23 protein-coding genes and 1 pseudogene are annotated in these 19,171 nt (G+C 64.7%); 16 read left to right on the top strand and 8 right to left on the bottom strand.

Annotation, left to right across the window (positions count from 1 at the left end; genetic code table 11):
• Positions 1 to 7: 7 nt before the first annotated feature.
• Together ABGN05_RS04110 and ABGN05_RS04115 are read right to left on the bottom strand one after the other, a co-directional pair.
• On the bottom strand, positions 8 to 1,606 hold the full coding sequence (locus ABGN05_RS04110) for a pyruvate kinase (RefSeq protein ID WP_367952709.1): 1,599 nt from the start codon (positions 1,604 to 1,606) through the stop codon (positions 8 to 10).
• On the bottom strand, positions 1,603 to 1,911 hold the full coding sequence (locus tag ABGN05_RS04115; RefSeq protein ID WP_367952710.1) for an EthD family reductase: 309 nt from the start codon (positions 1,909 to 1,911) through the stop codon (positions 1,603 to 1,605). Before ABGN05_RS04115 ends, ABGN05_RS04110 begins: the two co-directional genes overlap by 4 nt.
• A 264-nt stretch (positions 1,912 to 2,175) precedes the next feature.
• On the opposite strand from ABGN05_RS04115, the gene ABGN05_RS04120 reads away from it, so the two are divergent.
• Positions 2,176 to 2,379 (top strand): hypothetical protein, encoded by a 204-nt coding sequence (locus tag ABGN05_RS04120; protein ID WP_367952711.1) that lies wholly within the window; start codon positions 2,176 to 2,178, stop codon positions 2,377 to 2,379.
• A gap of 40 nt (positions 2,380 to 2,419) precedes the next feature.
• On the opposite strand, the gene ABGN05_RS04125 is transcribed toward ABGN05_RS04120, so the two are convergent.
• The 4 genes and pseudogenes from ABGN05_RS04125 to ABGN05_RS04140 all read right to left on the bottom strand — a co-directional run bounded on the left by ABGN05_RS04125 (position 2,420) and on the right by ABGN05_RS04140 (position 5,111).
• Positions 2,420 to 3,133, bottom strand: a complete 714-nt coding sequence (locus ABGN05_RS04125) for an NYN domain-containing protein (protein ID WP_367952712.1) — start codon at positions 3,131 to 3,133, stop codon at positions 2,420 to 2,422.
• 182 nt (positions 3,134 to 3,315) lie between these two features.
• A pseudogene (locus ABGN05_RS04130) lies at positions 3,316 to 3,516 on the bottom strand (TetR family transcriptional regulator C-terminal domain-containing protein); the annotation flags it as partial.
• Positions 3,517 to 3,585: 69 nt separating this feature from the next.
• Positions 3,586 to 4,086 (bottom strand): methyltransferase family protein, encoded by a 501-nt coding sequence (locus ABGN05_RS04135; RefSeq protein ID WP_367952713.1) that lies wholly within the window; start codon positions 4,084 to 4,086, stop codon positions 3,586 to 3,588.
• An 8-nt stretch (positions 4,087 to 4,094) separates the two neighbouring features.
• The gene (locus ABGN05_RS04140) at positions 4,095 to 5,111 is read right to left on the bottom strand and encodes a class I SAM-dependent methyltransferase (RefSeq protein WP_367952714.1); all 1,017 of its coding nucleotides are present in this window, start codon (positions 5,109 to 5,111) and stop codon (positions 4,095 to 4,097) included.
• A 122-nt stretch (positions 5,112 to 5,233) separates the two neighbouring features.
• Here ABGN05_RS04140 and ABGN05_RS04145 point away from each other — a divergent pair, with 122 nt between their 5' ends.
• The gene (locus tag ABGN05_RS04145) at positions 5,234 to 5,728 is read left to right on the top strand and encodes a MarR family winged helix-turn-helix transcriptional regulator (RefSeq protein WP_367952715.1); all 495 of its coding nucleotides are present in this window, start codon (positions 5,234 to 5,236) and stop codon (positions 5,726 to 5,728) included.
• 40 nt (positions 5,729 to 5,768) lie between these two features.
• On the opposite strand, the gene ABGN05_RS04150 is transcribed toward ABGN05_RS04145, so the two are convergent.
• Positions 5,769 to 6,401 carry a TetR family transcriptional regulator C-terminal domain-containing protein gene (locus ABGN05_RS04150; RefSeq protein WP_367952716.1) on the bottom strand — a complete coding sequence of 211 codons (633 nt, stop codon included), beginning with the start codon at positions 6,399 to 6,401 and terminating at the stop codon, positions 5,769 to 5,771.
• A gap of 228 nt (positions 6,402 to 6,629) precedes the next feature.
• Between ABGN05_RS04150 and aptA the strand changes: the two genes are divergently transcribed.
• The 13 genes from aptA (at position 6,630) to ABGN05_RS04215 (ending at position 17,384) form a co-directional block, all read left to right on the top strand.
• A complete protein-coding gene (gene aptA / locus ABGN05_RS04155) occupies positions 6,630 to 7,958 on the top strand; it encodes an omega-aminotransferase AptA (protein ID WP_367952717.1) in 1,329 nt (442 codons plus the stop codon).
• A gap of 4 nt (positions 7,959 to 7,962) precedes the next feature.
• A complete protein-coding gene (locus ABGN05_RS04160) occupies positions 7,963 to 8,253 on the top strand; it encodes a cupin domain-containing protein (RefSeq protein ID WP_367952718.1) in 291 nt (96 codons plus the stop codon).
• Positions 8,254 to 8,264: 11 nt separating this feature from the next.
• Complete coding sequence (locus tag ABGN05_RS04165) at positions 8,265 to 9,515, top strand: Zn-dependent hydrolase (protein ID WP_367952719.1); 1,251 nt, start codon at positions 8,265 to 8,267, stop codon at positions 9,513 to 9,515.
• 4 nt (positions 9,516 to 9,519) lie between these two features.
• A complete protein-coding gene (locus ABGN05_RS04170) occupies positions 9,520 to 10,155 on the top strand; it encodes a LysE family translocator (RefSeq protein WP_367952720.1) in 636 nt (211 codons plus the stop codon).
• A 67-nt stretch (positions 10,156 to 10,222) separates the two neighbouring features.
• Positions 10,223 to 10,438, top strand: a complete 216-nt coding sequence (locus tag ABGN05_RS04175) for an antitoxin MazE-like protein (RefSeq protein WP_367952721.1) — start codon at positions 10,223 to 10,225, stop codon at positions 10,436 to 10,438.
• Entirely contained in the window at positions 10,438 to 10,791 is a 354-nt protein-coding gene (locus ABGN05_RS04180) for a type II toxin-antitoxin system PemK/MazF family toxin (RefSeq protein WP_367952722.1), read from the top strand. Before ABGN05_RS04175 ends, ABGN05_RS04180 begins: the two co-directional genes overlap by 1 nt.
• A gap of 23 nt (positions 10,792 to 10,814) precedes the next feature.
• Positions 10,815 to 12,266 (top strand): dihydropyrimidinase, encoded by a 1,452-nt coding sequence (hydA, locus tag ABGN05_RS04185; RefSeq protein WP_367952723.1) that lies wholly within the window; start codon positions 10,815 to 10,817, stop codon positions 12,264 to 12,266.
• Between the two features lies 1 nt (position 12,267).
• Entirely contained in the window at positions 12,268 to 12,651 is a 384-nt protein-coding gene (locus ABGN05_RS04190; RefSeq protein ID WP_367952724.1) for a hypothetical protein, read from the top strand.
• A gap of 174 nt (positions 12,652 to 12,825) precedes the next feature.
• A complete protein-coding gene (locus tag ABGN05_RS04195; protein WP_367952725.1) occupies positions 12,826 to 13,665 on the top strand; it encodes an ABC transporter ATP-binding protein in 840 nt (279 codons plus the stop codon).
• Complete coding sequence (locus ABGN05_RS04200; RefSeq protein WP_367952726.1) at positions 13,666 to 14,229, top strand: hypothetical protein; 564 nt, start codon at positions 13,666 to 13,668, stop codon at positions 14,227 to 14,229. It abuts the gene before it with no gap.
• Entirely contained in the window at positions 14,226 to 15,092 is an 867-nt protein-coding gene (locus ABGN05_RS04205; RefSeq protein WP_367952727.1) for an ABC transporter permease, read from the top strand. Before ABGN05_RS04200 ends, ABGN05_RS04205 begins: the two co-directional genes overlap by 4 nt.
• A gap of 181 nt (positions 15,093 to 15,273) precedes the next feature.
• Positions 15,274 to 16,395, top strand: coding sequence for an ABC transporter permease (locus ABGN05_RS04210; RefSeq protein WP_367952728.1), 1,122 nt, complete (start codon positions 15,274 to 15,276; stop codon positions 16,393 to 16,395).
• A gap of 23 nt (positions 16,396 to 16,418) precedes the next feature.
• Positions 16,419 to 17,384, top strand: a complete 966-nt coding sequence (locus ABGN05_RS04215; protein ID WP_367952729.1) for an ABC transporter substrate-binding protein — start codon at positions 16,419 to 16,421, stop codon at positions 17,382 to 17,384.
• A 54-nt stretch (positions 17,385 to 17,438) separates the two neighbouring features.
• Here ABGN05_RS04215 and ABGN05_RS04220 read toward each other — a convergent pair whose 3' ends face one another.
• Positions 17,439 to 18,257 carry a transglutaminase-like domain-containing protein gene (locus ABGN05_RS04220; RefSeq protein ID WP_367952730.1) on the bottom strand — a complete coding sequence of 273 codons (819 nt, stop codon included), beginning with the start codon at positions 18,255 to 18,257 and terminating at the stop codon, positions 17,439 to 17,441.
• A gap of 532 nt (positions 18,258 to 18,789) precedes the next feature.
• On the opposite strand from ABGN05_RS04220, the gene ABGN05_RS04225 reads away from it, so the two are divergent.
• A complete protein-coding gene (locus ABGN05_RS04225) occupies positions 18,790 to 18,999 on the top strand; it encodes a cold-shock protein (RefSeq protein WP_367952731.1) in 210 nt (69 codons plus the stop codon).
• Positions 19,000 to 19,171: the final 172 nt, after the last annotated feature.

The following is a 19,171-nucleotide window of genomic DNA, read 5'->3' on the forward strand; positions in this document are numbered from 1 at the left end:
CCGCGACCTAGTCCCACGACTTGAGCGCCCGCAAAGTCGGCGTCTTCTTGAACATGTGCGCGTCCATGCGCGCCAGCATGCCGTCGAGCAGCGAGACCGCCTCGCCGACGGAAGGCCCCTTGTTGAGCATGACGCATTCGGCGCGTGCCGCCATGGCGGCGTCGGTCATCTCACCGCGCGAGGGAATGCCTTTCTTCACGAGATCCTCCAGCACCTGGGTCGCCCAGATGGTGGGCACCGAGGCGGCCTCGCAGATCCAGAGGATCTCCTCCTGCATCTCGGCCAGCCGCTCGAATCCTATCTCGGCGGCGAGGTCGCCGCGCGCGATCATGACGCCGAAGGGCCGTCCGCTCGCCGCCACCCGGGCAATGAGCGCGGGCAGGTTCTTCACAGCCCGGGGCTGCTCGATCTTGGCGACGACGCCGAGGCGCCGCGGCGTCTCCACGTGGCGCCGGAGCGCATCTTCGAGGAGATCGATGTCGTGCGGCCGGCTGACGAAGGAGTAGCCGATCATGTCGGCGCATTCGATCACCGCAGCCAGGTCGCCGTCGTCCTTCGCCGTGAGGGGCGAAAGCTCGAGGTCGGTGTCCGGCAGGTTGATGCCCTTTTCCGGCTTGAGCTTCGTCCCGCCGGTCCTCGTCTGGTCGATGCGGATCACGGCCTCGCCCGGCGCGACGCTTTCGACGCGACCCGACATCTTGCCGTCGTCGCAGCGGAAGCGGTCGCCGACCTGCACGCGCTCCACAATCGCGGGCAGCGACACGGCGACGCAGAAGGGCACATCCGCAGTGCCGGCGGGCACGCCCGAGGCGATCAGCCGGATCGCGTCGCCGGGCTTCACCTTCGCCTTTTCCGGGAAAACGGCTTCCGTCCTCACCTTCGGCCCGGCAATGTCCATCAGGATCTTCAGCCCGCGCCCCGTTGCCGCCTCGGCTGCCCGGATGTGGCGGGTCATCGCCCTCCAGGCGTCGGCGTCGTCATGCGCGCAGTTGATCCGGGCCGTGTCCATGCCGCGCCGCGCCAGGTCAAGGATCAGTCCGGGATCGTCCGCGGCCGTGTCGGGAAGCGTGACCATGATGCGGCCGCGGCGCTTGGCTGGCGCGGGGCCGAAGAGCACATCCGTCGCCGCGCGCAGGCGCCGTTCGCCGGCGAAGAACGCGTCCTCGGAAGGTGCCGCGACCGCGCTTTCGCGTCCGGCCATAGCCGCCAGCGCGGCAAGCACGGCGTCCAGCGTCGGCAGGACCCGGCTCTCCAGCCGGCCGAGGGACGACAGTCCGCGCCACATCAGGCGCCGCTGCAGCGGGCGAAGATCGTGGCGGCGCAGAGCGAGGTAGTGGGAGAGGTTCCGGAGCGATCCTTCCGCGGGGCCCTGCGCCCCGCCGGTCTCGTCCCAGGCGTGCCGGGCCTCCGCGACGGCATTGCGCAGGAGGAGCACCTCTTCGAAGAGGCTCTCAAGCGCGCCTGTCGCTTCCCGGTCGTTCGCCTGATGCACGTGCATGTATCCCGATCCCGAATTGCGTACCGGGTAGCGGGACTGGATGGCAAACGCGTGACGGTCTTCCGGCAGCACCCCGTCGTGCCGGACAGCCGGGCGGATCGGCGTCAAACGTCCTTCGTGTCGTAGAAGTAGAGTTCCACGCCCGCGCCGGCGAAGTTGGCGAGGTCGGCGGCGGCGGCCTTGCCTTCCGGCGATTCCAGGCCCTTCTCGATGTCGCCGCGGCTGTCGAAGGTCAGCGTCGCGATCAGGTGGTAGTCGGACACGCCGCCCGGCGTGCCGACCCTGCCGTCGCTGACCTCGTATTGCCGCAAGCCGGGAATCTTCTTCGCGATCGGCACGTGCGTGCCGAAATAATAGCGGTCGAACGCCGCCGGGTCCGCCGGCGTGCGGTACATCGCGATCATCTGGGCCATGAATCTCCTCCTTTATCCGGCGCGGGACGACGCGCCCGCCTCGCACGAGACAATGCGCCGGCCGCGGATCGCGCGCAACTCGGGAGGGAAGTTCGGTCCGTAGCGGGCGCTTACCAGGACGATCGTGGAGCAGGGCAAGGGAGCCGGATCGGCTACTTCGAGTTGTAGATAGCGCGGCGGGGTCCCGCTCCATCCGATACCGCCGAGCATCTTGCACATGGTGGCGGTCCTGCGCGACACTGCGCGAAACGAGAGGGAACGGCCATGTCCCGGTACTACAAGCAGATGCAGCACGGGGACAATGAAGCCGCACGGGCGTTACGGGAGCGGCTGGCGCGCGAGGAACTCGGGGACGCCGGCTACGAGAAGTCTCTTACCCGCGCGGACAACCGCTCCGTCAGGCTGGGTATCGTGTTCCTCATCTTGGTCGCGGTGGTGGTTTTCGGCGTGGCGTGGCTGGGTTACTGACCGAAAACGCTGGTAATCTCGAAACGGACGCGTCGGGCAGTTATTCGACGCTCGCCAATGCCGTGCCCGCGGACTGCTTCTTGCCCGCAGGAAGCGGAACAGCCTTAGGCGCCTTCGTCGCACCACCGGGCTCTCCGCAGGGCTTCAGCCTCACAACGAGGGACGAGCCTTGCTTGCTTAGCTGGAAGGATGCGTCCGTGCTCAGCCTTTTCAGAAGTTTCCCCTTTCCGAAGCGTTCTCCGAACTCCTGGCGGACGAATTTGCCAAGATGCGTCAACGTCACCCAGGATGATTTGCTGTCGGCCGAATTACGGAGGATTCTCCGGAGTATTTCACCGTCCTGCTCGCTCCACGCCGGCTTCGGCGTTCCGGCTTTCCTCTTCGCATCAGGCTTGGCAGTGGCGGCGGTCGCCGGAGCGCGGGACGAGGTGGCGACGAGATCGAAGAATTGCGTGCAGGCACTCCGCCATGCACCGTCGGCCTTTGCGGCGCCCATGCCGTAGGCGGCTACGCCCGCTCGGCGAAGACGCAGCGCCAGCGGTGCGAAATCGCAATCGCTGGAAACAATCAGAAAGCCCTTGAACACGTTCTGGGCCAGCAGGTCCATGGCCCGGATTGTCAGGGCGATGTCAGCCGAATTCTTGCCCTTGCCGCAAGAAATCTGAAAGAGAGGTTCGAGCGCGTGGTCCCGCGCGATCCTTGTCCACTCCGCCAGCCTGTTCGCCGAAAAGTCGCCGACGACATACCTTGCCATCGGCTCCCCGATACCCTCGGCGTCTGCATGATCGCGGCAATGTGGCTGGCCGCGACATTCTCGCCGTCGATCAATACGGCAACGGGCATTTTCGCCATGGAAAGCTCCCCTGGAGCCGATACCCTACAGCGCAGGGTTGAACGTCGGCTTTCGCGAATCTGCGGAATTTGTCTTTCCGGAGCTCACCTCTTCGGCCGCAGCCCCTCCAGGAACAGCTGCTCCAGGAATCGCGCCGCGTCCTCGAAGCGGCCTTCGCCGTCGCGGGCGGGGCCCAGCACGGCGCGGATCTGGACGTCGAAGTCGGCATAGTGTTGGGTCGTGGCCCAGATGGCGAAGATCAGGTGCTAGGGGTCGGTCCGGGCGATCTTGACGGTTCGCATCCAGCACAACTGAAGGTGCGCTAGGGCAGCCGACGACGGTCGCCCCGCGCCGATAAGGACATGCGCTAGAGGCTACAGCCAGCGCGGCACCTTGGCCCGATAATCGACGTAGGCTTCGCCAAACAGCCGTTCCAAATACACTTCTTCCCGCAGTACGACGCCGTAGTGCATCACCGCGGCGAGCGGGAGCAACAACGCCAAGACCCATGGACTCAGGACGGCAATTCCCAATCCCAAATACATCAGGAACATACCCACATAGATCGGATTTCGGCTCCAGCCGTGAATCCCAGTGACCACCAAAGCGACGGTCGGTCGGGTTCCTTGCACCGGGGTATCAGCGCGCATGAAATTGCGAATGCTCAACACGAAGACGGTTAGGCCGATAAAGCAGAGCGCAAGTCCCAATGTGGCTCCGAGAGTGGCGGCCAAAGGGCTTTCGGTTACCGGCAACGGCAGAACGTAGTCGAGTCCCAAACCCGCCAGGAACGTTGCCAGAAAAAGCGCGGGCGGCCTCACGAGCGCTCCCGCGGTATTCGGTTCTGACGCTCCCGAGGGCGAGGGCTTGTCCATGAATTCTCTCACTTCGTAGCGAGAATTGCAGCGACCGGTCCCCGGCAAGCCAAGCGCTTGACCTCGCGGACGCCGGCGCTTTTCAGCGAGGCAGTGACCCGGTCAGGCTCAAGAAAATGCCCGGTGTTTCGCACGCGAATGCCCCATTCGATTAAGCGGTCCAGCACATCGCTTTGGTCCGTTCGCGCGCAGAACAACAGGCAGATCTGCCCGCCAGCGCGGGTAACCCGCACGAGTTCCGAAATTGCGGCCTCGACGTCGTCTGTCGCTTCTATCGACCAGAGCGCCAACGTCAGATCATAGCGGCCGTCTTCCAGCGGGATGTCCCTCATGTCTGCGTGTATGCGGGTGGCGGGCAGATCACGTGCCGCATCAAGCAGCATGTCATTGCAGTCGAGCAGGGTCAGTCGGATGCCGGGTTCTGCCTGCAGGAGATTGCGGGCCAGCTGTCCGGTTCCGCAGCCCGCATCCAGTATGGACATCCCCGGCCGCAGCAATGCCGATACCGCGCCTTCTACCGCGCTTTGCCCCTCGCCGCCGCTGAGGCGTAGGAAGCGCCCGTGGAGACGGTGGTAGATTGCCGGCGTTTGCGGGTCGTAACCGGCGGAGACAAGGCCGCCGCCGATCTCCCAACGAGGAACGGTAGTCGCGGAAAGCAGGACCAGAACGATGATCCAGGGGCTATGCACTGCCACCGCAACGCCAAGGCATAACAAGAAGACGCCAATCCTTGCCGGATCGTCGAACCTTCCCGGGGTCGCAGCTATAATTTGCCACCCGAGGTTCAATCCTCGCATCGGCGGAGACTTACGACGAAAAGCCGATGCGAGATACACCAGCCCGAGCGCGACCAGAAAAATGGGCACAAGCTTGTGAGCGAGCTGGTTATCGATTCTGGCAACTTCGAACGGAAGCGGCAGAATGTGATCGAATGCGAAGCCCAACGGTACGGAAGCGAGCAGGAGAACGGACGCCAAAGCCCCGAAACCTGCCGCATTCCTCAACGGCCTTATAGACAATTCCATAGTTTCATCCTGTCAACGCAGACGGAGAGTCGGGTAAAGATGACAACCAAGTTGCCATGATGAATTTTGACAACAAGGTTGTCAATCTTGAGTATTGAGACGATGGGTGGGGAGTGAGGAATATGGCGTCAGCGCAGGACGATAGGACGGATGGCGGAACGCAAACGCCGGACAAGGCGGAAGCGATCATGGAACTGATGCTCGAGGTGGCGCAGTGCTTCTTCAGGATACGCGCCATGGGCCAAAGAGCGGGGCATGTTACCAATTGGGGCGGAGGCGCGTTCGGTTTCCTACGCAGTCTCGCGCTGCTCGGACCGCTTACGGTTCCTCAGATCGCGCAGATGCGTCCCACAAGCCGGCAGCGGATGCAGAGACTTGCGGACGAGCTTGCCGCGGACGGCATGGTTACATTCACGGAGAACCCGAAACACCGAAGATCGAAGCTTGTGGCGCTGACGGCCAAGGGCGAAGCGTTCTACACCGATCTCAACGAACAGCTTCTGCGGATCGCATCATCTCTTCGCCTGGCTCCGGAGGAGTCGGAGATACGAAGAACGGCCGATCTGGTTCGAGAGGTAGGGGAAGAGGTGAAGACCTGGCTGGAAAAGCAGTCGTGAGCCTGCGGCGACTTCGCGCAAGGCGAGTTGCCGCTCGCGGTTAGCCTTTCGGCCGCAACCCCTCCACGAACAGCTGCTCCAGAAACCGCGCCGCGTCCTCGAAGCGCCCCTCTCCATCGCGCGCCGGCCCCAGCACAGCGCGGACCTGGACATCGAAGTCGGCATAGTGCTGGGTCGTCGCCCAGATGGCGAAGATCAGGTGATAGGGGTCGGTGCGGGCGATCTTGCCGGCCCGCATCCAGCGCCGCATGACCTCGGTCTTCTCGTCGACCAGCGATTTCAGCTCGCCTTCCAGCATCGGCAGGATGCGCGGCGCGCCTTGAAGAATCTCGTTGGCGAATAGCCGGCTCTCGCGGGGGTAGTCGCGCGCCATCTCCAGCTTGCGGCGGATGTAGCTCCGCAATTCCGTCACCGGATCGCCGATATCGTCGATCTCGCGCAGCGGGGCGAGCCAGGTGTCGAGCAGGCGCTGGATCAGGGTGCGGTGGATGTCGTCCTTGCTCTTGAAGTAATAGAGCAGGTTGGGCTTCGACATGCCCGCTGCCGCCGCGATCTGGTCGATGGTCGCACCGCGGAACCCGTGCTGCGAAAAGCATTCCAGCGCGGCTTCGAGAATGATTTCGCGCTTCTCGACCTGAATGCGCGTGCGTGGCTTGCGCACCTTTTCGTCCATGACCGGCCGCCTTCCTCGCTGCTCCGGTGGCCCAACGGACTGGACCAGTTCGTGGCCCGCCCGTGGAGCGCGCTGCGGAGCGCGGCTTCGGGCTAGTATTCCCTTGACCGCTCATGTGGCGGTGCTAACGTTTGTCCAACCGGTCAAAAATTGCAAGCGCGTCGGCGCGGACAGACCAAGCATCGGCCGGCGAGGGCGAGGGGCTCAAGAAAACAAGAAAGGCTTGGTATGTCGAACCGTCTCAATGTGGCGCCGAACGATCTTTCCGCGTTCTGGATGCCTTTCACCGCCAACCGGCAGTTCAAGCAGGCGCCGCGCATGCTGGCTTCTGCCAAGGACATGCACTACACGACGACCGACGGCCGCAAGATCCTCGACGGCACGGCCGGGCTTTGGTGCGTCAACGCCGGCCACTGCCGGCCCAAGATCACCGAGGCGATCGCGCACCAGGCGGGCGAACTCGACTATGCGCCGGCCTTCCAGATGGGTCATCCGATCGTCTTCGAACTGGCGAACCGCCTGGTCGACGTCGCGCCGGAAGGCATGGACCATGTGTTCTTCACAAATTCGGGCTCCGAATCGGTCGAGACTGCCCTGAAGATCGCGCTGGCCTACCAGCGCGTGAAGGGGGAGGGATCGCGCACTCGCCTAATCGGCCGCGAGCGCGGCTATCACGGGGTCAATTTCGGCGGCATCTCGGTCGGCGGCATCGTCACCAACCGCAAGATGTTCGGCACGCTGCTGACGGGCGTCGACCACATGCCGCACACGCACCTGCCGGGCAAGAACGCCTTCACGAAGGGCGAGCCCGAGCACGGCGCGGAACTGGCGGACGAACTGGAACGCATCGTCACCCTGCACGACGCGTCGACCATCGCGGCGGTGATCGTCGAGCCGGTCGCGGGTTCGACCGGCGTGCTCATCCCGCCGAAGGGGTACCTCAAGAAGCTGCGCGAGATCTGTACCAAGCACGGCATCCTTCTGATCTTCGACGAGGTCATCACCGGCTTCGGCCGACTCGGCACGCCGTTCGCGGCAGACTATTTCGACGTGATCCCCGACATCATCACCACCGCCAAGGGCGTCTCCAACGGCGTCATTCCAATGGGCGCGGTCTTCGTCAAGAAGGAGATCCACGACGCCTTCATGACCGGGCCGGAGCACATGATCGAGTTCTTCCACGGTTACACCTATTCCGGCAATCCGATCGCCTGCGCCGCTGCGCTCGCCACGCTCGACACCTACAAGGAGGAAGGGCTGCTGACGCGCGGCGCCGAGCTCTCCTCCTACTGGGCAGACGCGCTGCACTCGCTGAAGGACGCGCCAAACGTCATCGATATCCGCAATATTGGCCTCGTCGGCGCCATCGAGCTTCAGCCGATCGCAGGGCAGCCGACCAAGCGTGCCTTCTCGGCCTTCGTAAAGGCCTTCGAGAAGGGCTGCCTGATCCGCACCACCGGCGACATCATCGCGCTCTCGCCGCCGCTGATCATCGAAAAGAGCCAGATCGACGAACTGGTCGATTGCGTGCGCACGGTGCTGAACGAGGTGGAATAGTCCGATGTCGCGCCCCCAGGCAACGCACGAGGTTCTGGTCGACGACGCGAAAGTCCGCGTCACGCGGTGGGATTTCGCGCCGGGGGCGGAAACGGGATGGCACCGTCATGGAATGGACTATGTCGTGACGACGCTGACGCCCTGTGCCTTCCTGCTCGAGGAACCCGGCGGCGGAACCCGCCGGGTCGACATGGAGGCGGGGGCGACCTACCGGCGTGACGAGGGTGTCGAGCACAACGTGATCAATGCGGGGACCCTGCCGATGTCCTTCGTGGAGACCGAACTGAAAAACTGAGGACCTGCCGCATGGCCGCACCGGGCGAAAATCTGCGAATCAATCCAGACCGTTTGTGGGATTCGCTCATGGAAATGGCGAAGATCGGACCCGGTGTCGCCGGCGGCAACAACCGCCAGACGCTGACCGACGCCGACGGCGAGGGACGCCATCTCTTCAAGAAGTGGTGCGAGGAGGCGGGACTGACCATGGGCGTCGATCAGATGGGCACCATGTTCGCCCGGCGCGAGGGGACGGACCCGGACGCGCTGCCGGTCTATGTCGGCAGTCACCTCGACACACAGCCGACCGGCGGCAAGTATGACGGCGTGCTCGGCGTGCTCGGCGGGCTGGAAGTGGTCCGTACGCTGAACGACCTCGGCATCCGCACGAAGCATCCGATCGTGGTCACCAACTGGACCAACGAGGAGGGCACTCGCTTTGCCCCCGCGATGCTGGCAGCGGGCGTGTTCGCCGGAATGCACGATCAGGACTGGGCCTACGACCGCCGAGACAAGGACGGAAAACGCTTCGGCGACGAGCTTGAGCGCATCGGCTGGAAGGGCGAGGAAGAGGTCGGCAAGCGCAAGATGCACGCCTTCTTCGAGCTTCACATCGAACAGGGACCGATCCTGGAGGACGAAGGCATCGACATCGGCGTCGTCACGCACGGCCAGGGGCTCTGGTGGCTTCAGGTCACGCTGACCGGCAAGGACGCCCACACAGGCTCCACCCCGATGCCCAAGCGCCGAAACGCCGGCCTCGGCATGGCCCGCGTCACCGAACTCGTGCACGAGGTCGCCATGGACTATCAGCCGGACGCCGTCGGCGCCGTCGGCCATGTCGAGGTCTATCCCAACTCGCGCAACGTCATTCCCGGCAAGGCGGTCTTCACCATCGATATCCGCTGCCCCGATAAGGCGATCCTCGACGAGATGCGCGCGCGCATCGAGGCCGGCATCGCCACGATCTGCGAGGCGCTCGACATCTCCTTCGAGGTCGAGCCGGTCGGCCATTTCGATCCCGTCACCTTCGACGAGGGCTGCGTGAAGGCGGTGCGCGACGCGGCCGAACGGCTGGGCTACTCGCATCGCGACATTGTGTCCGGCGCCGGCCACGACGCCTGCTGGATCAACCGCGTGGCGCCCACCGCCATGGTCATGTGCCCCTGCGTGGGCGGGCTCTCCCACAACGAGGCGGAGGAGATTTCGAAGGAGTGGGCGCGGGCCGGGGCAGACGTGCTGTTCCACGCGGTGGTGGAAACGGCGGGGATCGTGGAATAGCCCCATGACGCTCGCCACCGTCTTCGCCTTCGCCGCCATGGCCGCGCTGCTGATCACGTCGCCCGGGCCGAATGGCGTGCTGATTGCAAAGACAGTGCCGACGTCGGGCAGGGCGGCCGGGTTCGCCAACATCGCGGGCTTCGTGGTCGCGTTCTTCGTCCATGGCACCCTCGCGATCTTCGGCCTGTCGGTGCTGCTGCTACAATCGGCGCACCTGTTCACGGCGGTGAAACTCCTTGGCGCGGCCTATCTCGTCTGGATCGGGTTGAAGGCGCTCCGCGAAGCCTGGCGCGGCGGTCCGGCGAGGCTCGCGCAGGTCGCGCCGGCGCGGCGGCGGCGCACTCTGGCCAAGGCGTTTGGCGAGGGGTTCCTCACCAATGCGCTCAATCCGAAGGTCGCGATGTTCTACATTGCCGCCTTTCCGCAGTTCATGCCTCATGACGGCGGCTCGCCTCTCGGGGCCTACGTGCTCGTCATGGTCCACGCCTGTCTGAACGTCGCGTGGTTCGGGCCAATCGTGCTGCTGTTCGATCGGCTGTCCGCTCTTGCGCGCGGTGGCCGCGTGCGGCGCTGGGTGAAGGCCGCGACCGGACTCGTCTTCGTCGGTTTCGGGGTCAGATTAGCGACATTGCGGTCGTGATGGCGCAACTGTTGAACGTGACGCGGATCGCGCCGATAATGCGCTCATTCGCAGACAGGAGGCCATCATGGGCCGGCCAAGAGAACTGACCGAAGAGGAAAGGGCGGAACTACTGAAGCGCGGATTCAAGCCGTTCGAGGTCTGGCTGCCGGATGTGAACTCGGCAGAGTTCTGGAAGCAGATAGAGGAAGACTGCCGTCTGATCCGGGAAGCGGACAGGCGCGAGAACATGGACGAGGTTCTGGACGCCTTTGCGCGAGAAGTTTGGGATGATCTGGACTGATGTTGCGCGGTGAAGTCGTGATCGTTTCCGCTCAGGGCGACTACGGCAAGCCGCGTCCCACGGTCGTTGTCCAGAACAGCCGGCTTCTTGACCAACTCGACAGCGTTACGGTCTGTTTTCTGACCTCCAAACATGTTCCTACGAGGAATCTTCGTGTGACTGTCGAGCCCGATGCCGCCAATGGTTTGCGGGAGCGGTCTCAGGTGCAAGTCGAGAAGATAATGACCTTTCCCCGCTCGAAGGTCCGCGGACCGATCGGGCGACTGGGCATCGACCAGATGCAGGATATCGACCGGTATCTGATGATATTTCTCGACCTGCTACCGCCCGTCCCAATTGCACATTCGACCTAGCGAACGAAACTCCGGGGAACGCCATGTCCAAAGTCATCAAGAACGGAACCATCGTCACCGCCGACCGGACCTGGAAGGCGGACGTGCTGATCAAGCACGACAAGATCGTCGCCATCGGCCACGATTTGCATGCCGACCACGAGATCGACGCGACCGGATGCTACGTCATGCCGGGCGGCATCGATCCGCATACGCACCTGGAGATGCCCTTCATGGGCACCTATTCCTCGGACGATTTCGAGAGCGGCACGCGGGCCGCACTTTCGGGCGGCACGACCATGGTCGTCGACTTCTGCCTGCCGTCGCCGGGCCAGTCGCTGCTCGAGGCGATCGACATGTGGTCGAACAAGTCGACCCGCGCCTGCTGCGACTATTCCTACCACATGGCCATCACCTGGTGGGGCGAACAGGTGTTCAACGAGATGCAGCAGGTGGTCGACAAGGGCATCACCTCCTTCAAGCACTTCATGGCCTACAAGGGCGCGCTGATGGTCAACGACGACGAGATGTACTCGTCTTTCCAGCGCTGCGCGGAACTTGGCGCACTGCCGCTGGTGCATGCCGAAAACGGCGACGTGGTGGCGCAGCTTCAGCAGAAGCTGCTGGCCGAGGGCAATGACGGGCCGGAGGCGCACGCTTATTCGCGCCCTCCGGAAGTCGAGGGAGAGGCGACCAACCGCGCCATCATGATCGCCGACATGGCGGGCGCGCCGCTCTATGTCGTGCATACCTCCTGCGAGCAGAGCCATGAGGCGATCCGGCGTGCGCGGCAGAAGGGCATGCGCGTCTATGGCGAGCCGCTGGTGCAGCATCTGGTGCTTGACGAGAGCGAGTACTTCGACAAGGACTGGGACCACGCGGCGCGGCGCGTCATGAGCCCGCCCTTCCGCAACAAGCAGCACCAGGATTCGCTCTGGGCAGGCCTTTCGGCCGGCTCGCTGCAGGTGGTGGCGACCGACCACTGCGCCTTCACCACCGAGCAGAAACGCTACGGCGTCGGCGACTTTACGAAGATCCCGAACGGCACGGGAGGACTGGAAGACCGGCTGCCGGTGCTTTGGACCAAGGGCGTCAACACCGGGCGCCTGACGATGAACGAGTTCGTCGCCGTCACTTCCACCAACATCGCCAAGATCCTCAACATATACCCGAAGAAAGGCGCGATTGTGGAAGGCGCGGATGCCGACATCATCGTGTGGGATCCGGAGAAGACCAAGACCATCACGTCTGGCGCGCAGCAGTCGGCGATCGACTACAACGTCTTCGAGGGCATCGAGGTGAAGGGCCTGCCGAAACACGTGCTGACGCGCGGCGAGATCGCGGTGGAGAATTTTGCCGTGAAGGCGAAGCCGGGACACGGGCAGTTCGTCGGCCGCGAACCGCACCAGGCGGTGAGCAAGGCGCTGTCGACCTGGAAGGAACTCGTCGCGCCGCGCAAGGTCGAGCGTACGGGCATTCCGGCCAGCGGGGTGTGACTTGACGAGGCTGATCGCACTGCTTGCCGCCTTGCTTCCCCTGGCATCGGTCTCGTCGCCGGTGCTTGCCCAGACGCTGGATCTTGGAGGTCCCTACGGCAACGAGACCGGTTGCCGCGCGGCCGGGGGAGAGGAGGAGCCGGGCGAGGACGCTCTGGTGCTTCGGCCCGATCGCATCGAGACGCGCGAACTCATCTGCAGCTTCGTCCAGGTGCTGACCGCCGGCGACGGCACGAAAGTCGTCACCGCGCTGTGCGACATCGAGGGAGAGGAGGGACGCTCGGTCAACCTGTTCTCCATCGCCGCGAGCGGCACCGACCCGGCGTCGCTGGTGATCCGCGACGAATATGGCGCGGCCTGGGACGAGGTGAAGCCTTGTTCGTGATGGCCGGCAGCTCCCCCGTTCCGGCGTGCCGGCACATTCCGTTCTGGCGGCAGTGCCACGCTTTCCTGCCCGCTCGGGTCCATGGGCGCGACAGTCTTCGTGCACGGCTAGTTCAATCTTTCACCTTCATCGGCGCCGGATCCGGATCCGCGCGCACCATTTGGAATTCCATTCATGGCGGATAGCAGGACGGCCATCCCTACGCCGCAGCCGCAGGCGGGCGCGCCGGCGCCGGGCAGCGTCGTGTCCGCCAGCGGGCTCGGCCTCACCTTCCAGACATCGGACGGGCCGGTGCATGCGCTCTCCGATGTCAATCTCGCGATCGGAAAGGGCGAATTCGTCTCCTTCATCGGCCCCTCGGGTTGCGGCAAGACCACGTTCCTTCGCGTCATCGCCGACCTGGAACAACCCACCGCCGGCACGATTACCGTCAACGGCATGACGCCGGAGGAGGCGCGCCGGCGCCGCGCCTACGGCTACGTTTTCCAGGCGGCGGCGCTCTATCCGTGGCGCACCATCGCCAGGAACGTTGCCCTGCCGCTTGAGATCATGGGCATGTCGGCGGCCGAGCAGCGCGAGCGGGTCAAGCGCACGCTCGAACTCGTCAACCTCTCCGGCTTCGAGAAGAAGTTCCCCTGGCAGCTTTCCGGCGGCATGCAGCAGCGCGCCTCGATCGCCCGCGCGCTTGCCTTCGACGCCGACCTTCTCCTGATGGACGAACCCTTCGGCGCGCTGGACGAGATCGTACGCGATCACCTGAACGAGCAGCTCCTGGAACTCTGGGCGCGTACGACGAAGACGATCTGCTTCGTCACCCACTCGATCCCCGAGGCCGTCTATCTCTCGACCAAGATCGTCGTCATGAGCCCGCGCCCCGGACGCGTCACCGACGTCATCCACTCGACCCTGCCGAAGGAGCGGCCGCTGGACATCCGCGAAACTCCGGAATTCCTCGCAATCGCGCACCGCGTACGCGAGGGCCTCAGGGCGGGGCATAGTTATGAGGATGCCTGAGTGAGCGAGGACAGGAGGCTGTCGCGACGGATATCCGTTCGCCACCGGCAGGGGGTCACCACCGTGTCTATCGCCCCAGCGGGCGACCTCGGCGCCGTGGTGGTCCCGGTAGTCTTTCTTGTCTTCTGGAGCTTCGGCGGCCTGCTGGCCGTGGCGCTGCTCATGGTCGAGCGGGACAAGGGTCAGTCGGTTGCCTTTTTCGTCGTGTGGCTCGTCGCCTGGGTCATCGGTGTAGCCTTCGCGCTGATCAACATCCTCTGGAAGCTGTTCGGCCGGACGGTACTCGTCATTTCCCCCGCGGCGGTTTCTGTATCGCACCAGCTTCTGGGCTTCGGTCGGACGAGCCGCCTGCCGGTCGACGCGACGGGCGACATGTACTGGCTTTCGGATGACCGGAGCATCACCGTGGAAGTCAACGGCCGGCGCGTTCCGCAGTCGGCGCTGAAGATCAGGACCGGCTCCGGTCAGATCACTGTCGCAAGCAGAATCTCGCAAGACGACGCGGAAGCCATCATCGCGGCATGCGGGCCGGAGATGCCGCGCTGGGGGAGGGCGGCGGCATGAATCGGATCGTACCGGTCATGGTCATCCTCGCCGCGATCGTCGTGGTCTGGTACGTTGGGGCCTATGCCATGAACGCGCCGTTCCAGCGCGATCTCGACCGGCGCGCCGGCGAGAAGCCGGGGCAATGGGAATTCGTGGTCAAGACCATGTCGCAGCCCAAGCCGACGCTGCCGGCGCCGCACCAGGTGGCGGTCAACTTCTTCGAAAACACCTTCCTCCGGAAGGTCACCTCGACCCGCAGCCTCGTCTACCACGCATGGGTGACGCTCTCGTCCACCGTGCTCGGCTTCGCCTTCGGCACCGCGCTCGGCATCGCCATCGCGGTGGGCATCGTCCACGTCACCAGCCTCGACCGCAGCCTGATGCCGTGGATCATCACCTCGCAGACGATCCCGATCCTCGCGCTGGCGCCGATGATCGTCGTGGTGTTCGCGGCGATCGGCGTGACGGGGCTGATCCCCAAGGCGCTGATCTCGACCTATCTTTCCTTTTTCCCCGTCGCGGTCGGCATGGTGAAGGGCCTGCGCTCGCCGGAAATAACCCATCTCGACCTCATGCACACCTATAATGCCAGCCGCGGTCAGATCTTCTGGAAGCTGCGCGTGCCGTCGTCGGTGCCCTTCCTGTTCGCCTCGATGAAGGTCGCAGTGGCGGCAAGCCTCGTCGGCGCGATCGTCGGAGAGCTGCCGACCGGAGCAGTGGCGGGCATCGGCGCCAAGCTTCTTTCCGGCTCCTATTACAGCCAGACAATCGACATGTTCGCCGCGCTGGTGGCCGGCTCGCTGGTGGCAGTTTTGCTCGTCAGCCTCGTGGGACTTGCCGGGCGCATCACCGAACGCGCGATGGGGGCGCGGCCGGCATGATGGTGGCGGCTAGATTTACCCCCACCCCTAACCCCTCCCCTCAAGGGGAAGGGGGATTCAGTCCGTGGCGTCATTTCGCTCGTGTGAACGAGGCAACCGCAACGACGATCGAGTCCCCTTCCCCCTTGAGGGGAGGGGCTAGGGGTGGGGGTCCCGATGCCTCCACCACCCGGTGCCATTCATGACCGCCCTGCGAAACCGGCTTCCGTGGCAGTCGGTCCTGGCGCTGCTGCTGTGCCTCGCCGCGCTCTTCGGCCTGCCGCTGATCGCCGCGGATGGCAGCACGGGCGCGACGGGCCTCGTCTTGGCATTGATCGTCGCCAGCGCCGTCCTGCCCGTCGCCGGTCTGGCGAAAGCCGCCGAAGCCGCGCTGCTCTTCGTCTGCGTACATGCCGCCGCGTGGCTGCTGGTCGCCGCGATCGCCGGACACGAGGGAAAGGCTACGCTCGCCTTCTTCGCGCTGGTCGCCGCCGCCTGGCTCTGCGCCTGGCGGCTCGTGACAGTGCTCTCCGAAATCAGATCATCCTCTCGGCAGGCCGACGCGGTGCTGCGGCTGCTGGTGCCGGCGGTGTTCGGCGCCTGGCTTTTGATCCTCTGGGAAACCATCACGCGGGGCGCAGGGATCCCGTTCGTCCTCCTGCCGCCGCCGAGCGCGGTCGGCCTGCGCATCGCGCAGTCATGGCCGGTGCTGGCGGCGGACGTGAACCAGACGATCTTCAAGGCGGTCGTGATCGGCTATGCGATCGGCTGCGGCGCGGGCTTCGCCGTCGCGGTGCTGGCCGACCGGTTCCTGTTCCTGCGCCGCGGGCTCATGCCCATCGGCAACATGGTTTCGGCGCTCCCCATCATCGGCATCGCGCCCATCATGGTCATGTGGTTCGGCTTCGACTGGCCGTCCAAGGCGGCGGTGGTCGTGGTGATGACCTTCTTTCCCATGTTGGTGAACACGGTCGCGGGGCTCGCGGCCTCCGGCGCGATGGAGCGCGACCTGATGCGCACCTATGCCGCCGGCTACTGGCAGACGCTGGCGAAGCTGCGGCTTCCAGCTGCGGCGCCCTTTATCTTCAACGCATTGAAAATCAACTCCACTTTGGCCCTCATAGGCGCTATCGTGGCGGAGTTTTTCGGCACGCCCGTGGTCGGCATGGGTTTTCGCATCTCCACCGAGGTCGGCAGGATGAACGTCGACATGGTGTGGGCGGAGATCGCCGTCGCGGCGCTGGCGGGGTCGATCTTCTACGGGGTCCTGGCTCTCATCGAGCGGGCCGTGACGTTCTGGCATCCGTCTGTCCGCGGTGGATAGGCGCAACTTCAGAGGGAAAAGACATGAGGAAAATGATCGTTTCGATGCTCGCGGGCGCCGTGTCGCTCGCCGCCCTGCCGGCGCTGGCCGCCGACGAGGTGACGCTGCAGCTGAAATGGGTCGCGCAGGCCCAGTTCGCCGGTTACTTCGTTGCCAAGGACAAGGGCTTCTACGAGGAAGAAGACCTCGACGTCACCATCAAGCCGGGCGGCCCCGACATCGCCCCCGAACAGGTGATCGCCGGCGGCGGCGCCGACGTGATCGTCACCTGGATGGCGGCCGCGCTCTCGGCGCGCGAGAAGGGCGTCAACCTGGTCAACATCGCCCAGCCGTTCAAGAACGCCGGCATGCAGCTCGTCTGCCCGGCCGACGGCCCGATCAAGACGGAAGCCGACTTCAAGGGCCATACGCTGGGCGTCTGGTTCTTCGGCAACGAGTATCCGTTCTACGCCTGGATGAACAAGCTCGGATACTCGACCGAGGGCGGCCCGGAAGGCGTCACGGTGCTCAAGCAGAGCTTCGACGTGCAGCCGCTGATCCAGAAGCAGGCCGACTGCATCTCGGTCATGACCTACAATGAGTACTGGCAGCTGATCGACGCCGGCTACAAGCCGGAAGACCTGATCGTCTTCAACTACACCGAGATGGGCAACGACCTGCTGGAGGACGGGCTCTACGCGCTTGAGGACAAGCTCCAGGATCCCGCGTTCAAGGACAAGATGGTCCGCTTCGTGCGCGCCTCCATGAAGGGCTGGGAATATGCCATCGCCAACCCCGAGGAGGCGGCAGGCATCGTCATGGACAATGGCGGCCAGGACGAGAACCACCAGGTCCGCATGATGGGCGAGGTCGCCAAGCTGATCGGCGAGCCGGACGCCAAGCTGCGCGAGGATGCCTACGAGCGCACCGCCGACGCGCTGGTCAACCAGGGCATCATCAAGGAAAAGCCGGCAGGCGCCTGGACCGCGGACATCACCGACGCGATGTAGGATTTTCCGGCACAGGATCCTTCGGAAGGGGCGGGTAACCGCCCCTTCTGCGTTTCAGCGGGGCGTCAGCTCCGTGACCTCGTAGGTCCAGACGCGAAAACCCTTCAGCACGTGCGGCCCGAACGAGTTGACGAGCGGAATGTCCGCCGCGTCGCGGCCGCGGGCCACGACGATCCGGCCGATGCGCGGCACGTTGTTGCGCGGGTCGAACGTGTACCAGGTGTCGTCGAGATAGACCTCGATCCAGGCGCTGAAGTCCATCGGGTCGACGACGGGCACGCCGATGTCGCCGAGATGGCCGTTGACGTAGCGGGCCGGAATGTTGAGGCAGCGGCAGAACGCGACGGCGAGATGCGCGAAGTCGCGGCATACGCCGACCCGCTCGTGGTAGGCGTCGAATGCGGTGCGGGTCGAGCGCGCCTGCTGGTAATCGAACCGGATGTGGTCGTGGACGAAGTCGCAGATCGCCTGCACCCGGCCCCATCCCGGCGGCAGCGCGCCGAAGAGGTCCCAGGCGATCTGGCTCAGACGGTCGGTCTCGCAGTACCGGCTCCCCATGAGATAGACCAGGCAATCGTCCGGTAGATCCGGGACGGTTCGCTCGCGGGCGCCGGGCACCACGGGGTCAAGCTGGCCGTCGTCCTCGATCGTGGCATCTCCCCACATAGTCAGGTCGCCGGCAGGCGCGACGAGACGGCGGCACAGATTGCCGAACATGTCCCGATAGCTCGACACGGGCACCTCGGGAGAGGTGAAGGTGGCTTCCGGGACCCGGATGTCGGGCCTGCGGTCCTCGTGGACCGAGAGGAGGCACACAAGCGCGGTCGGCTGCTGGCAGGTCAGCGTGATCTCGTACCCGTAACGGATCAGCATCCGGTCACTCCCCGCCGCGAGGTTGGATGCGGGCAGGGCGCGTCAAAGATTGGCCGGCCGGGCCGCCGTCGCGGGGTCCTGCTCGCCGTATGGCTGGTCATTCTTGCCCCTTCCTGTCGGCAGCCGGCGGGCGCCTCGCCGATATCGCGCCGCCCGTGCGTGGCCGCGGGCGGTGACTCTCATAGATTACCTCATTTGCGCGATTGACAAGCTACCGGCAGGAATTCTTCCACTCCGGACGCGTCCGCCGGCAGTTCCCCCGCGTCCCTGCCGCCGCGCGCCTTTCCGGCCGATTGCAGGCTCGGCCAAGCAGCCTCCGCGCAATTCCGGGGCGGTTCGCGGAAAAAATGGGAACGCCTTGTTTCCGCCACCGCGAGTGTCTATGTAGGCTGCATCGATATTGCGAATTGAACTTTGTTTCTCGCGGAATGTCCGCAAGCACGACGATCTTCCGTTTCAACGTCGACTCAAACGCACTGCCGCGCATTCGGTGTGGCAGGCGTCTTCCGTGACCGATTGAAAGGAAATCGTCATGACTACTGGAACCGTAAAGTTCTTCAACGCAACCAAAGGCTTCGGCTTCATCCAGCCCGAGGACGGCGCCACCGACGTGTTCGTTCACGTTTCCGCCGTCGAGCGGGCCGGAATGCGCACCCTCGTGGAGGGCCAGAAGGTCACCTTCGACGTCGTCAGGGACAACCGCTCTGGCAAGAACGCCGCGGAAAACCTGCAGGCCGCGTAAGGAATTCGTCTTCGGATCGTGACCGCGGATGTACCGGCACGACCCGTTGAGACGAAAGGAGAGGTCGGGCCTTTGCCCGGCCTTTTTGCTATCATGCGCACGGATTCGTTCCGCCTGCGCCCCCGCGTGGTCCGGCGGTCGATGACGTGATTTCGCCCCGACCGGCGGTCTG

The organism is Aquibium pacificum (genome assembly GCF_040839445.1).
GTDB classification, from domain to species: domain Bacteria; phylum Pseudomonadota; class Alphaproteobacteria; order Rhizobiales; family Rhizobiaceae; genus Aquibium; species Aquibium pacificus.

What these genes read in the sequence shown, in the direction of transcription:
- ABGN05_RS04115 (WP_367952710.1), bottom strand. Translation starts at nt 1,911, where the DNA reads ATGGCCCAGATGATCGCGATGTACCGCACGCCGGCGGACCCGGCGGCG.
- ABGN05_RS04120 (WP_367952711.1), top strand. Translation starts at nt 2,176, where the DNA reads ATGTCCCGGTACTACAAGCAGATGCAGCACGGGGACAATGAAGCCGCA.
- ABGN05_RS04125 (WP_367952712.1), bottom strand. Translation starts at nt 3,133, where the DNA reads ATGGCAAGGTATGTCGTCGGCGACTTTTCGGCGAACAGGCTGGCGGAG.
- ABGN05_RS04135 (WP_367952713.1), bottom strand. Translation starts at nt 4,086, where the DNA reads ATGGACAAGCCCTCGCCCTCGGGAGCGTCAGAACCGAATACCGCGGGA.
- ABGN05_RS04140 (WP_367952714.1), bottom strand. Translation starts at nt 5,111, where the DNA reads ATGGAATTGTCTATAAGGCCGTTGAGGAATGCGGCAGGTTTCGGGGCT.
- ABGN05_RS04145 (WP_367952715.1), top strand. Translation starts at nt 5,234, where the DNA reads ATGGCGTCAGCGCAGGACGATAGGACGGATGGCGGAACGCAAACGCCG.
- ABGN05_RS04150 (WP_367952716.1), bottom strand. Translation starts at nt 6,401, where the DNA reads ATGGACGAAAAGGTGCGCAAGCCACGCACGCGCATTCAGGTCGAGAAG.
- aptA (WP_367952717.1), top strand. Translation starts at nt 6,630, where the DNA reads ATGTCGAACCGTCTCAATGTGGCGCCGAACGATCTTTCCGCGTTCTGG.
- ABGN05_RS04160 (WP_367952718.1), top strand. Translation starts at nt 7,963, where the DNA reads ATGTCGCGCCCCCAGGCAACGCACGAGGTTCTGGTCGACGACGCGAAA.
- ABGN05_RS04165 (WP_367952719.1), top strand. Translation starts at nt 8,265, where the DNA reads ATGGCCGCACCGGGCGAAAATCTGCGAATCAATCCAGACCGTTTGTGG.
- ABGN05_RS04170 (WP_367952720.1), top strand. Translation starts at nt 9,520, where the DNA reads ATGACGCTCGCCACCGTCTTCGCCTTCGCCGCCATGGCCGCGCTGCTG.
- ABGN05_RS04175 (WP_367952721.1), top strand. Translation starts at nt 10,223, where the DNA reads ATGGGCCGGCCAAGAGAACTGACCGAAGAGGAAAGGGCGGAACTACTG.
- ABGN05_RS04180 (WP_367952722.1), top strand. Translation starts at nt 10,438, where the DNA reads ATGTTGCGCGGTGAAGTCGTGATCGTTTCCGCTCAGGGCGACTACGGC.
- hydA (WP_367952723.1), top strand. Translation starts at nt 10,815, where the DNA reads ATGTCCAAAGTCATCAAGAACGGAACCATCGTCACCGCCGACCGGACC.
- ABGN05_RS04195 (WP_367952725.1), top strand. Translation starts at nt 12,826, where the DNA reads ATGGCGGATAGCAGGACGGCCATCCCTACGCCGCAGCCGCAGGCGGGC.
- ABGN05_RS04205 (WP_367952727.1), top strand. Translation starts at nt 14,226, where the DNA reads ATGAATCGGATCGTACCGGTCATGGTCATCCTCGCCGCGATCGTCGTG.
- ABGN05_RS04210 (WP_367952728.1), top strand. Translation starts at nt 15,274, where the DNA reads ATGACCGCCCTGCGAAACCGGCTTCCGTGGCAGTCGGTCCTGGCGCTG.
- ABGN05_RS04215 (WP_367952729.1), top strand. Translation starts at nt 16,419, where the DNA reads ATGAGGAAAATGATCGTTTCGATGCTCGCGGGCGCCGTGTCGCTCGCC.
- ABGN05_RS04220 (WP_367952730.1), bottom strand. Translation starts at nt 18,257, where the DNA reads ATGCTGATCCGTTACGGGTACGAGATCACGCTGACCTGCCAGCAGCCG.
- ABGN05_RS04225 (WP_367952731.1), top strand. Translation starts at nt 18,790, where the DNA reads ATGACTACTGGAACCGTAAAGTTCTTCAACGCAACCAAAGGCTTCGGC.